This window comes from Pseudomonas sp. 9.1(2019) (genome assembly GCF_009910445.1).
Taxonomy (GTDB): domain Bacteria; phylum Pseudomonadota; class Gammaproteobacteria; order Pseudomonadales; family Pseudomonadaceae; genus Aquipseudomonas; species Aquipseudomonas paraversuta.
Genome location: NZ_VBWF01000003.1, coordinates 68,332 through 81,525 on the forward strand (window position 1 = coordinate 68,332; position 13,194 = coordinate 81,525).

The following is a 13,194-nucleotide window of genomic DNA, read 5'->3' on the forward strand; positions in this document are numbered from 1 at the left end:
ATCTTCATCTTTCTACAAAGACCGCTCGTAGCGTTACTCCGGGTGTGCGATCAACTGCTTGGCCAGGGCTTCAAATGCCGGAATGGTTACCGGATCGTTGGCCGCATTGCCGGCGATCGGATTGGAGGCATAACGTACGATCACCATCTCGGCTTTGGGATCGATATAGATCCGCTGGCCGTATACCCCACGCGCCATAAAGGCACCGTCCGCGTTATGGGTGACCCACCACATGTTGCGATAGCTGCCGCCCTTGAGCAGGTCATAACCGGCCTTGGCGAAGGCGGCTTTATCACCACCGGCACGGATATCATCGACCACGGCCTTGGGCACAATCTGCTGGCCCAGGTACTGGCCATCATTGCGGATCATCTCGCCAAACCGCGCCAGATCACGCAACCCGGTGTTCAACCCGCCGCCAGCAAATGGAGTACCGATGGAGTCGACGGTGAAGTAGGCATCCTGTTCAGCACCCAGGCGTTGCCAGATTCTTTCAGACATCAGTTGCGCAACGTTACGCCCTGTCACCCGGGCAATTACCCAGCCCAGGACATCGGTATTGACGGTTTTATAAGCAAAGGCCTGGCCGTGTTCGCCCAGCGGTTTGACGGTCAGCAAAAACTCCATATACGTGCGCGGGCCGGTGTAGTCCTTGGGTTTTGGCAGTGGGCTGCCCGCTGCCGAGTGTTGCCAGACTTCAGCATTCGGGTCGGCATAGTCTTCGCTGTATTTAAGCCCGGTGGTCATGTCCAGCACCTGGCGCAGGGTGGCGTTGCCAAAAGCAGATGTGGCCAGTTCCGGAACATAGTCCGCGACTTTTTTATTGGCATCCAGAGTGCCATCGGCCACCAGCATGGCACCCATGGTCCCGACCACCGATTTGGTGACCGACATGGCGCCATGCTGACCCTCGGGGTTGAGCACACCGAAGTAACGCTCGTAGACCACTTGCCCGCGATGCAGTACCACGATGCCATCGGTGTAATTGGCCGCCAGGGACTGTTCCCAGGTCATTGGCTGTTGGCTGCCCAGGGGCACAAAGGTCAGCTTGTCGATATCACTGCGCAACGCCCGAGCCAGCGGCACCGGTGCTCCCAGGCCACGGGATACATTGGTGGTAGGCATCAGTTGGCGGAAGTTGGAAACGCTCCAGCGCATTGCCGGAAAATTGAAATAACTGCCATCGGCAAAACGCACGATACGATCGGCCGGTGGTGGCGCGCCGACCATCCAGCCCATGGTCTTGGGATCACTGGCGGCGGCATCGGGGTAAGTGGTTTTGTCGGCTGCGCAGGCAATGGAAGCTGCCAGGCACGAGAGTAAAAAAACCGCACCGGTGCGGGCGGGATTCAGAAGATGCTTAAACATGCATACGCCTCAGTAAAGGAACGAGACTCGGGCCAACGACAGAACTGAATGTTCCTTTTCAATTCCTGGCCGCGCATCACCTTGCGGCATGCCGGCTACTTTGCATAGCTTGAATCTGATCCGGGAGCCGGCAGCTACAGGTCCTGGGGCGGCATGGGCAATTTATATTTTTATTTCCCCGATCAGAGCTTCCAGTTGGTGAAAGTCGCTATGGATATTTCTTTTTTTGCGCCAGATCATATCCAGCGTAAAGGTCGGAAAACCTGCAGGGGGGTTAAGAATTTTTATCTGCGGCGGTATGGGCAACGTCGGCAATATTTTTTTCGGAATCGCGATCAGTGACGGAACCGACAATAAAATATTGACCCCGGCGTGGTAGGAATTGGCGCGGGTAACTATTTTTCTGCTGCGTGCCTGCTTGCCCAGCCAATCATCCACCATGTTTTTTTCCGATAACCATGGCGTTGGAAATACCTGGGGTGTTTCACAGAATTCATCAATATTCAGTGTCGTTTTCGGCTGATGCTTTTGCACACTGGATAAGCACACAAAAGAATCTTCACTGATGCTTCGATAGTCCAAAAGCGGATGACGCTGGTGATAGCCCGCGCCGAAACCGAAACATACATCGGTCTCCCCTTCCAGTACCCCATTGATCGGTAAATCTTCACCCAGGCGGCTCACACCCAATGACCAGTTACGCCCTGCCGAACGGACTGACTGCAAGAGCGCGGGCAGCATCAATATTTCGAAATACTCGGGGGCAGTGATGTTCCACTGCCGGGTCGCCGATGTCTGGGCAACCCCCTCTTTGGCGCACTGGTTAATGCACTGGACAATATTTTGCAGGTAAGGCTGCATGGCCAATACCCGCGCGGTGGGCTGCATGGCGCCTTCGCAGCTTTCAAATAATTTGTCGTCGAAACAATTGCGCAGTTTTTTCAGGCTGTAACTGATGCTCGACTGACTCAAGTTGAGTATTTCCGAGACCCGCTTGGCGCTGCGGTTTTCAATCAGCAACAAAACAATCGAAATGTCCTGCATATCCAATTGCTTCAGTGCGTTGGTATAAAGCATGTCGACTCCCTGACGGTGTAATCCTCGTGCCAAAAACAACTCAACCCGTATTGCCGGTCAAGTGGGCTATACCAATTATTACACAATAAAGTGCCGGATCGCTTGTGGCGTGCAACTGCCGGCGGTGAAAGAAATCAACCTGATTGATGCCTGCCTTTGTTGCCCGAATAAAAGACAGTCGCGATAATTCATATATTTCTTTTTCCGGCATCTGCGATCACCCGGAGAAACGTGAGTTCTAGAGATGCACATAATAGAGCTGTTCCTCCAAGCCTTTAAGCTGGCAAGTTTATAATAAACTTCAGCCCCCCCTATAACTACTCATTAGAGCGGGCCGAGCAGGATGGCAAGGCAACTATTAGCAGGCGCCATATACAAATATTGTTCAAGTTATTGATCGATACCCTCGCCCCCGAAGAGCCCTGTACTTTGAAAACTGTTTGCGGGCTCTTGAAGCAGGTCTTCGTTTTTAGTTGTGGCTTCAATCGATCGATCCAGATAACTGGCGCCTGCGCCAACAGGATGAGTGTTGTCAATAAAGTAACGACCGCGTGTTCCTGTATCACGAAGGCCAGAGTAATTGATGCGGGATTCCTGGCCCAAAACAACTGTCTCCAGCGGCGGCTGGATATCCATGCAGGCCCTGTCTTCGCGATCGATGCGAACAGCCCCGGGCGCGGGCATGGAGCCATGGCGACAATCTTCTGGAGCACTTGCCAGCCGTCGGATGACGCAGGCAGAACCCGTGCTGCAACGGGTCAAGGTGCAGACTGGTTTGCAGTTGCTCAGGTTTTCGCTTCCCGGCGGCCTTGGCAAGGAACGGCACGACCGGATCCGCCTCGACGAGGAACCGTTCGCCACCCCGGGTTTGTGCGGGCTGGCGTATTCGATGACAGAAAAGCGTCATCCGGAGCATGGCTGGCCGGGAGGGTGAGGCCAGGATTCAGCACAGCTCAGGACTTGTTTTTGAAAATCCTTAAGTGGAAAGTTTTCATTTGATCAATTAAAGTAACTCACAAGTTTTAAAAAGCGTTTTTACCTCATCGTTAATCAGGATGATGAAAGCCAACCCCGAGACTGCAGCGGTGGGACTTGAAGGATCTAACATGAACAAGAAATCTACGCGGCTAACCATATTGATTGATACTCCAACCAAGGAAAAACTGGAGGCCCTCTCTGAGATGGCTGATCTCACGGTCTCGCAGATCCTTAGAAAGCTAATCAAGAATCATCTGAATACTCTCGAGGTGCCCAATAACCTGCCACCTGGAGAGTCAAGCAACGTAAGCTCACATATAATCAATTAGTATTAAGTCTTTGACTAATCCTAAAGTATTATGTTGCTGCCTCATCTATAACTAAATGATTAATAGTGGATGCTGGACGCGGGTTATATGATGCCCGACCTGTGTGATTTTATAGTCCGCCTGCCCGCTAGAGCGCTGTCCTGCAGGACAAAATAACTTTATTTCAGTCAGCACTCTGTCGTCATCTGACGTTGATAATGGATTTGATTATGTCTTTGATACAGCAACTCCAGGCCTGTCATGCATTGTTAAGCGAATCCACTGCAGACCTCGGTGACCGCAGCGCTGCAGCCGAGCCTTGTACATTATTTTTTTCTATCAGTGACGGTACACAGCGGGCCCGGGTATTCCACGTCAGCGCCGACACGTTTGAAAATGCGTGGAGCGCCGGCCTGCTGAACCTTGCACAGCAGCCGCAGGAGCACCAGTGGTTAAGGGTTGAACGCGCCGTCAACATCATGCCGCTGTCGTGGGCTCAATTTCAGGAACGCCTCAAGCGCCACAAACGTAACTACTTCAGATACGGCATGGCCTTCGACCCAGCCCTGGTCACCGCCATCACCGAACAGGAAATCAACGCCAACGCCATTCTTTACGGTGGCCCCAACGTTCCTCTTGCCTCGTTCAACATAAACAATTATCTGATTTATGCGAAAAGACGCTTTAGCCATTCAGTCGCTCAAGTCGCGGCCATGCAAGCACAGTCGGACTCTCAAACCCCGGTTTATCTGTTCCAGACTCAAGCTGTGTTTTGTGCCGAAGACGGCAAAGCCCATGCGCTGAGCAGCAGCGGGCCAGATGTCGGCCGACGACGCCTCAGCGGGTTACTGAGCGCGGCCGAAATCAAGGACAAGGTAACGACAGCCTCGGATTTTCTCGGCCGTCAGGTCAAGGACAGCGGGCAGTTCATCTATGGCCAGTTCCCGTGCTTCGATCGTACGATCCAGAACTACAACACGCTGCGACACGCCAGCACCACCTATTCGATGATCGAGGCCTGGGAGCTGACCGCAGATGATGCGCTTGAAGCATCAATACGTCGCTCCCTTGGCTATCTCACCGAACAGCTGATCAAGCACTACACTTTGCCCGATGGCAGCGCGGCAGCGTTCCTGGTGGATGAGGGAGATGAGATCAAACTGGGCGGCAATGCGGTCTGCCTGCTGGCGCTGGTCAAGTTCAGCGAGGTCACCGGCACCCGCGACTATCTGCCGCTACTGACAGCCCTGGCCAATGGCATCAGCTGGATGCAAGACCCCTTCACGGGCGGCTTCAATCATGTCTTGCATGCCAAGGATCTGAGCGTCAAAGCCCCGTTCCGGATCATCTATTACGACGGTGAAGCCGCATTCGGGCTGATGCGTCTTTATGGCTTGAGCGGTGACGAGCGCTGGCTGAATGTGGTGGAAAAAGCCTTCGATTATTTCATTGCCAAAGAACACTGGCGCGAGCATGACCATTGGTTGAGCTACTGCGTCAATGAGCTGACGCGCCACCGTCCGGAAGAAAAGTATTTCCGTTTCGGCTTGAACAACGTGACGGACTATCTGGACTTTGTCCTGTTGCGCATCACCACCTTCCCGACCTTGCTTGAGCTCATGATGGCCGCCCAGCAGATGCTGCAGCGAATCAGCCAGGAACCGTCGCTGCGCCATCTGCTCAACGAAGTCGATCTGGACAAGTTCTATCGCGCGCTGCACTACCGCGCCGGCCATTTACTGAATGGGTATTTCTGGCCGGAAACTGCCATGTTCTTTCGCAATCCTGAGCGCATCGTCGGCTCGTTTTTCATCCGCCACCACGCGTTCCGGGTGCGCATAGATGATGTGGAGCACTACCTCTCCGGGTTCATTGCGTACCACCGCTACCTGCTTGATGGTGCACCACAAGTCCAGTACGAGCTGCCGGTGGCCAATGGCTGGCGCTGGGATGCAGAAAGTGTTGCACAAGCCACTGGCGGCTCCTGGGCAATAGCTCCCGAGGCCGGTTGGCAAGCAACAGGCCTGGCTCCATCCATGGCTTACTTCAAACCGCATCGCATGCTGAACCGCCCTGAAAGCAAGATCGGGATCAATGAAGCACGACTGGCGCGTCTCTGGGCCAAAGCTGACGTAGCACAACGCCCGTCAGCTTTCATTTGTTCCGACCCGACACCCTACCTGAACGCCGGATTACCTGTGCTGCAAGTCCCGGACACGGCTGACGCCATGCTGCAACTGGGGCGCTACGCCCGGCAGGCATTTACAGGCCAGGTATTCGGGGTCACGGGCAGTGCCGGCAAAACCACCGTGGTCGCCATGCTTACCCATGCCTTGCAAACACTGGGTACCGTGGCGCAAACCGACGGCAATGCCAACCTGCCCCATGGCATCGCCTGGAACATGGCCTGCATGACCGACCCGGCTCAATTCTGGGTGCTGGAAATGGCCGTGGGCAGGATGCCGATCAATTCGGATCTGGTTCGGCCTCACGTCGCCGTCGTCACCAGCCTGTCGCCTGCGCACCTGGAATACCACGGCACCCTGGAGAACCTGGCGCGCAAGAAAAGTGCGATTTTCAGATCCATGGCGCCGGGCAGCCACGCAGTGCTGAACCGCGATATGCCTTATTTCCAGGTATTCGCTCAAGCAGCCGAGCGGGCGCAATTGACGGTGCTCAGCTATGGCGAACACCCACACGCCGATCTACGGATGATCGAGTGCAAGAGCATGCCGTCACACTTTCAGATCACTGCCAGCCTGCAGGGGACGACGGTACGCTTCAACCTTCGCGCACGCGGTCGGCACATGGTGCTTAATGCCCTGTCGGTACTGGCGTCACTGGTAGCCGCGGGCCTGCCGACAGCCGAAGCACTGAGTGCGCTGGAGACATTCGAGGCCGTTTCCGGTCGTGGCAATACACTGCAAATCCCCTGCGCAGACGGTGATTACCATCTGATTAACGATGCCTACAATGCCAACCCTGGCTCCATGGTGGCCTCGTTGAAGATGCTCGCCGAATTACCCGTCCCGGCCAATCAGCGGGTTGCGGTTCTGGGGGATATGCTTGAGCTCGGCCCGGATACGTCGCGCTATCACCTTGAACTGGCGGAATATCTTGTCGCCGCCTCTCCTCGACACACCGTGCTTTGCGGGCCGCAGATGCATGCGCTTTACATGCACTTGCGCGACCAGTCGAGTGTTGTGTGGTTTGAGGACATCAAGGCGCTGCAGGTCAAACTGCCAGAGCAGGCTGCGCATTGGTTCCGTGCAGGGGACTGGGTGCTGGTAAAAAGCTCGGGCGGTACCGGCCTCTCGGAACTGGTCGAATCGCTCACGCGCACCGGGCAGTCTGCAACGGCCTGACTGGCAGGGCCCGCGAGCGCGGCGCTCGACATTCAATTGCTGGCGATGAAGGGCGTTTTCACTGTGTGAACGCAGCGTTCCTGGAAGCATCGCCAGCAAGCCCGCTTCTGGCACAGGCGGAAGCAGTCTTGAGGGCAATGTCGTTGCGCAGTTGATGGTTAGCCGGCGCAATGGCCGGTGCCTCGATCAACCGTGCCGTGTGCCCGGCATCTTTTAGCGCCTGGTAAAACTTTTTCTGCAACTCAAAAGGTGCAACCTGATCGCCGGGATTGCCGATCACATACAGCGGCCGGGCAGCCACCCTGGAAATGCCGCTGATATGCTCCAGGGGATCGTAGGGGTTGAACAAACCATTGGTGTCGCGCCCGTCACGGGCAGGCAGGCCTTTGGTTTGACGAATCATGCGGGCCCGCTCGAGCAAGCCGAAAGCGCCCGACGTCATGACCGCGCATTTCACGTCCGTACGCCCCAGTGTCAACAGAGATGCAACCACCGTTGCCCCCCCGCTGTGCCCCAGCAACACAAACTGCCCGATGCCATAACGCTTGCGCAATTGGTCGAGCGCAACCGCCAATGCCTGAAACTCACTGGCCTGACGCCGCTGCCCGTGGTTACCGCTGGAGCCGTAGGTGCCCGGACGCGCCACTATCACCACCGGCACGCCGGCTCGCCGGGTCAGCGTGGCGGCCTGCTTGTCTTTGGCCGTGAGGGTGTTGCCCGCTATGGCTTCGGGTGGGCGGTGCATTTCGATGTTCCGGTCACCATGAAACATTACGATCACTACCGGGGCATGCTCTAGCGGCGAAGAACTGAAGTAGCGGATACAGGCCTTGCCGCTGGCAAACTCGACCCACAAAGCCGAGTCCGGGTCGACACAGGACGCCTGGTTGGCCGCAGTGTTCCACAGCAACGGGACGTCATCCGTGCCCAGCGCCCATGCCGGCGAGCAGGCCAGAACTGCCAGGCAAAGCAGTAACCGCGAAACAACCATCGCCCACCTCCGACTAGCGTTCGCGCAATGCTTCACGCGCACGGTTCATGGGTTTGATCAAATAATCGAGCACGGTTTTACGGCCCGTCTTGATGTCTGCCGCGGCAATCATTCCCGGTACGATGGCAAACGCCTTGCCGGCCTTGTTGTGAAGTTCATTGTCATTGGTGCGGATAAACACGCGATAGTAGAAGACCTCGGGTTTGACTTCGTCCTGAATGGTATCGGGTGAAATGGTGACCACCTTCCCGTCCATGCTGCCGTAGATGGAGTAGTCATAGGCTGTGATCTTGACCTTGGCATCCTGGTCCGGGTGGATGAACGCGATGTCCCGGGGTGAGATACGGGCTTCGATCAACAACTGGTCATCCATGGGTACGATCTGCATCAACCGGCCATTGGGCGGGATGATGCCGCCGATGGTGGTGACTTCAATGCCTTTCACAATTCCGCGCACCGGTGAGCGCAAGGTTAACCGGGTGACCGAATCGGAGCGGCCCTTGAGTACCGAAGCCAGGGTTTGTACATCGGAGTTGGCCTTGGCCAGTTCTTCGCCGGCGCGCACCATGTATTCGGAACGCGACTGGGTAAGCTTGAGCTCAAGCTCGGACTTCTGGCGTTTCAGGCGCAAGACCTCAACGTTACTCGCCGCACCGACCCGGGCCAGGTTCTCGGTGATTTCCAGTTCACTGCGCACCAGCCCCAGAGAGGCGCGTACTCCGGCCTGAGACTCTTCAAGCCCCTTGCGTCGGGTCTTGTAAAGATCTGTTTCGGCTGCAATCAGCGCCGGATAACCCTTGAGTTCCTCGTCAAACCTCAGGGTTGTGCCGCTCACTTCCGCCTGCAACCGCGCCACACTGGCCAGGGATGAACGGTACTTGGCCGCACTCTCACCCAGGTTGGACTCGGTTTTGGTAGGGTCGAGCCTGGCGAGTACTTCTCCCTGCTTGACGATGTCACCTTCGGCGACATTCAGCTCGGTAACGATACCGCCTTCCAGCGACTGAATAACCTGCTCGCGAGACGACGGGATGACCTTGCCGGTGCCTGTCGACACCTCATCTATTTCAAACAAATACGCCCACGTACCAAACGCCAGCAGCATCAAGGCAACGCACCAGACAATACGTGTAGAGCGCACGACGACTGCGTCATCGAGGCCATCATCGGACTGACTACCGGTACCTCGGGAAGCCCCCGCCATCGGAGTGCCTCCCTGGTGCTGCGAACCCGAAGCACTCGTTTTATTGGACATCTGAACTATCCTTTCGCGCAGTCAATTGCATGGGGCAGCTGGCTCACTGCGGCTGACTCTTGGGTTTTGAAAGTTGGGCAATCGCGTTGTCCTTGGTGTCATCGATCACCACCATGCCGTTGTCGACGACGATGATGCGGTCCACCAGACTCAGTACATTCATACGGTGTGTCGCGATAATCAGCGTGCGCTGCGCGCCCCACTGCGCCAGGCTCTGAATCAGCTTGCGCTCGCTGGCATCGTCCAGTGCAGCAGTAGGCTCATCCAGCAGCACGATCTGCGGCTGGCGAATAATCAGTCGCGACAGCAGCAACGACTGGCGCTGGCCACCGGACAGGCCAAGCCCCCCCTCCAGAATCATATGGTCCATGCCCAACGCAAACTTACCGATAAACTCCAGTGCGCCCGTCAGCGCCAGCGCTTCGAGGATTTCCTTGTCGCCTGCGTGCGGGGCACCCATCGTCAGGTTTTCGCGCAAGGTGCCGTGAAACAGTCTCGAGTTCTGGGTCAACAGGCCCACGTCGCGGCGTATATCGGCCGGGTCGATATGGCTGAGTCCCACACCATCCAGCGTCAGGGAACCTGCGCTGAGGTCGATCATGCCAGCCAGCGCCTGCAGCAGCGTTGACTTGCCGGCACCGTTTCGTCCAAGCACTGCGATCCGTTCACCCGGAGCAATCTTCAATGCCTTGACCGTCAAGGCCGGCATGGGTGCCTCTTCGGAATATTTGAACACTGCCTGTTTGAATTCATAAGCGCCACGCACCACGGGCAGGTGTACACGTTTGCTGCCTTCGGCCTGATCGATCGGCAATTTCATGATCCGATGCAAACCCTGCAGGGCCACTTTGGCCTGTTGCCAGCGGGTCATTACCAGAGTGATCTGAGACAAGGGTCCCATCATTCGCGAAGCCAGAATTGACGAGGCCACCAGGCTACCAGTGGTCATATCCCCCAGCATCACCATCGGTGCACCGATGACTACCACCACCGCGAAAACGCCCCCTTGCACGCACTGGGTCCAGGTCATCAGGCCGTTGGTGAGCATCCGCGAACGAAGGCTGGCCTCGGCAGCAGTGGCGTTGTAATGGTTCCATTGCTGCTGAAAACGCGGTTCGGCCTGCAGCATCTTGATGTCGTCCAGGCCTTGCACGGTCTCCACCAGCATGGCGCTGCGCAGCGCGCTCTCACGCATGGACTGGTTAGCCAGCACTGCCAGTTTTTTCTGCGCCAGCAGGCCCGGGATTACCATAAACAACACGGCCCCCAGCGGTACTGCCACCAAAGGTCCGGCAATAAACCAGTAGATCACCACAAACATCAGAAAAAACGGCAGGTCAGCCAAAGCGCTGGCAGTGCTGGAGGTAATCAGCTCACGTAGCTGCTCCAGCTCGCGCAACTGCGAAATAAACGAGCCGGTCGATTTCGGCCGGGCGCTGTTGCGCAGGCGAATGGCATGCCCGAATACCAGATCAGACACCCGTATGTCCGCACGCTTGCCCAACAGGTCGGTGATGCGCACACGCATGACCCGCAGCACAAAATCGAAAAACAACGCCAGCATCACCCCACCGAACAGCACGTAGAGGGTCGGCATCGATTCGGCCGGAATTACCCGGTCGTATACCTGCATCGAAAACAGCACACCGGCAAGGCCCAGGACGTTCGCCGCCAGGGAAGCCAGCATGACATGACCGTAGGGACGCATGTCGCGCAAGACGATGTTTTTGAACCAGCTCTTGTCGTAGGGTTTTTCGTAATCATCAACCCGCGAATCCCTGGCCGTCTGACTGGGCCGCAGAATCAGCGCCTTGCGCGCAGACGCAAGTATCTGGGCACGGCTGATGCGGCTTTGCAGGCCTTGGTCGCCACTGTAGACAATGCCCAGTTCATCGTCGTCGTTGAGGGCCTGCAGCACGCCGATCTGGCCATCGTCAAACTGCAGCACCAGCGGCAGTCGCCTGTTCACCAGCAAATCCTGGCTAAAGTCGACGATCTTCAGGCTCATGCCGGCCTGTCGCGCCATCTGACGCAGTACTTCGTCGACATCTGCGTCCTTGCTCCACTGGGTGGCAATACGCACATTCTGAGCCGAGTAATCCAGGCGATGATGCCGGGCAACAAGTAATATCGCCTCCAGCCAGCCTTCGTAACTGAGTGCGCGAACATCTTCCAGAGTCTGGGGTTCGGTGGCGTTCGGGGTTTCAAGGTTCACTGCGTCATTCATGGTTGAATCTCCACGCCTTGGATCGTGCTGCTATCCAGATTGAACGCCGTACGCAATCCACTGCTGTTATAGAGGCAATCGATTTCCAGGCGGTGCAGATCGGCGGTGGTGTTGGCCCGATCCATGGCGGCCTGGTGGATTTCCTGCTCGGCGTTCAACAAATCGAGTAGCGGCCGCGTACCCAGCTCAAGGTATTGCTGGCGATACAAATCGCGGGTTTCAGAAATGCTGCGTTCACGAAAATCCAGGGTAGTCAGCCGCTGTTCGAGGCTCGACGTTTGATCCTTGGCCTCCAGCAGGCCCTGGCGCACGGCCAGCCGAGCGGCATCATTGGCAGCCTGGGCAGTGCGCAGAGCCTGTCCGGCAGCCGATTTTCGGGCGTTGATGGCTCCCCCCTGATACAGCGGCATTTCAACGTTGAGATAAATACCGTAGCGCGTGCGGTCGCGACCGCCGAGGGTGCCATCGTCATTGTTACTGTCCAGGTATTGGGTAGCCGACGGGTCCAGCGAAACGGTCGGCAACCCTTCGGCCTTGGCCAGGGCAATTTGCGCCAAGGCATCCACCTGTTGAGCCTGGGCGATCAACAGCGAAGGCGTCATCACTTCGTCAGCATTGACCCCCTGGCAGGATTGACTCAATGAAGGCGGTACACCGTTAGAAACACTGACCGATGTTTGTGACCCGAGCAAAGAACTCAGGGTGCTGCGCCACCGGTTATAGAGCGCCGTGTATTGCAGCTGAGTGGCTACGGCCGCCTCAACCCGCGAGCGCGCCTGGATCAAGTCAGAACGGGTGCTGGCCCCCATATCGCTACGCTTTTGCGCCAAGTCGGCGATGGCTGTCAGGCCCTTTACCTGCGCCTTGGAAATAACCAGCAACGCCTGATAACGCTGCAACTCGATCACGGCAAAGGCGGTATCGCGCGCCACCTGGTCAATGGCCAACAAAACTGACGCCTGCCGACCACTGAGTTTGGCCTCGGCGCTGTTCACCGCACTGTCCACCTTGCCGAAGTCATACAGCATCTGCGACAGCGACAAGGTAAAGGCCTGGCTTTGACCGTTACCGGTCAGCCCCGAGTCATACCCGGAGTTGAGTCCCGCCCGAATCTGCGGGTAGTAGCCAGCACGAGCCACGGTGACGTAGTCGTTTTGCTGGTAAAGCTGACCGATCGACTCCGAGATGGCGGGATGCCATGCCACGGCCAGTTGAACCGCGCGCGGTAGATCGAGGTTGTCGGGGACTGCATTTCGGGGAGCTGCGGGTTGGCTCGCGCCGAACGAATCGCCCGGTAAATTCTTGCCCACATCTGTTGGGCTGATGATGTTGATGCTTTCAGGTTCATAGTCACGTGTCAGCGCTACGGCCTGTTCTATCGTCAATGGCTGAACGGCAATAGCCAACAAAGCCATATAAAGGAACCCGAACCGATCCTTAGGTTTCAAGTAATACTCCAACTTGGCTTGTGATCAAAAAGAGAAACACTTACACGCCATGCAGATGTTTGAACTTCAGTGACATTCACAGCGTTACTCGAATTCGGTATGCAACGCCCGGGCGGGGCAAAGTGCCCCGCCGGGATCGTTACAGTTGTGAGTTGAAAGGATGAAGGGAAAACGCCA

10 protein-coding genes are annotated in these 13,194 nt (G+C 56.7%); 3 read left to right on the forward strand and 7 right to left on the reverse strand.

All coding sequences use genetic code 11. The annotated features are described in order from the left end of the window. Window positions 1-33: 33 nt before the first annotated feature. The 3 genes from FEZ21_RS03385 to FEZ21_RS03395 form a co-directional block, all read right to left on the reverse strand. Entirely contained in the window at window positions 34-1,368 is a 1,335-nt protein-coding gene (locus tag FEZ21_RS03385) for a serine hydrolase (RefSeq protein ID WP_160626450.1), read from the reverse strand. A gap of 162 nt (window positions 1,369-1,530) precedes the next feature. Continuing rightward, a complete protein-coding gene (locus tag FEZ21_RS03390) occupies window positions 1,531-2,445 on the reverse strand; it encodes a LysR family transcriptional regulator (RefSeq protein WP_003438040.1) in 915 nt (304 codons plus the stop codon). 390 nt (window positions 2,446-2,835) lie between these two features. Then, window positions 2,836-3,081, reverse strand: coding sequence for a hypothetical protein (locus FEZ21_RS03395; RefSeq protein ID WP_160626452.1), 246 nt, complete (start codon window positions 3,079-3,081; stop codon window positions 2,836-2,838). Here FEZ21_RS03395 and FEZ21_RS03400 point away from each other — a divergent pair. From FEZ21_RS03400 to murF, 3 genes are all read left to right on the forward strand, one after another. After that, the gene (locus tag FEZ21_RS03400) at window positions 3,080-3,379 is read left to right on the forward strand and encodes a hypothetical protein (protein WP_160626454.1); all 300 of its coding nucleotides are present in this window, start codon (window positions 3,080-3,082) and stop codon (window positions 3,377-3,379) included. The genes FEZ21_RS03395 and FEZ21_RS03400 overlap by 2 nt on opposite strands. Before the next feature lie 172 nt (window positions 3,380-3,551). Further along, complete coding sequence (locus tag FEZ21_RS22580; protein WP_029612854.1) at window positions 3,552-3,752, forward strand: ribbon-helix-helix protein, CopG family; 201 nt, start codon at window positions 3,552-3,554, stop codon at window positions 3,750-3,752. Between the two features lie 209 nt (window positions 3,753-3,961). Next, window positions 3,962-7,096, forward strand: a complete 3,135-nt coding sequence (murF, locus tag FEZ21_RS03410) for a UDP-N-acetylmuramoyl-tripeptide--D-alanyl-D-alanine ligase (RefSeq protein WP_160626456.1) — start codon at window positions 3,962-3,964, stop codon at window positions 7,094-7,096. Between the two features lie 58 nt (window positions 7,097-7,154). Here the strand turns inward: murF and FEZ21_RS03415 are convergent, their stop codons facing one another. The 4 genes from FEZ21_RS03415 to FEZ21_RS03430 form a co-directional block, all read right to left on the reverse strand. Further along, a complete protein-coding gene (locus FEZ21_RS03415) occupies window positions 7,155-8,087 on the reverse strand; it encodes a S9 family peptidase (RefSeq protein WP_003438033.1) in 933 nt (310 codons plus the stop codon). 13 nt (window positions 8,088-8,100) lie between these two features. After that, window positions 8,101-9,291 (reverse strand): HlyD family efflux transporter periplasmic adaptor subunit, encoded by a 1,191-nt coding sequence (locus FEZ21_RS03420; RefSeq protein WP_160626527.1) that lies wholly within the window; start codon window positions 9,289-9,291, stop codon window positions 8,101-8,103. 94 nt (window positions 9,292-9,385) lie between these two features. Further along, a complete protein-coding gene (locus tag FEZ21_RS03425; protein WP_003438029.1) occupies window positions 9,386-11,569 on the reverse strand; it encodes a type I secretion system permease/ATPase in 2,184 nt (727 codons plus the stop codon). Beyond that, a complete protein-coding gene (locus FEZ21_RS03430; RefSeq protein WP_160626458.1) occupies window positions 11,566-12,984 on the reverse strand; it encodes a TolC family outer membrane protein in 1,419 nt (472 codons plus the stop codon). The genes FEZ21_RS03425 and FEZ21_RS03430 overlap by 4 nt, the downstream gene beginning before the upstream one ends. Window positions 12,985-13,194: the final 210 nt, after the last annotated feature.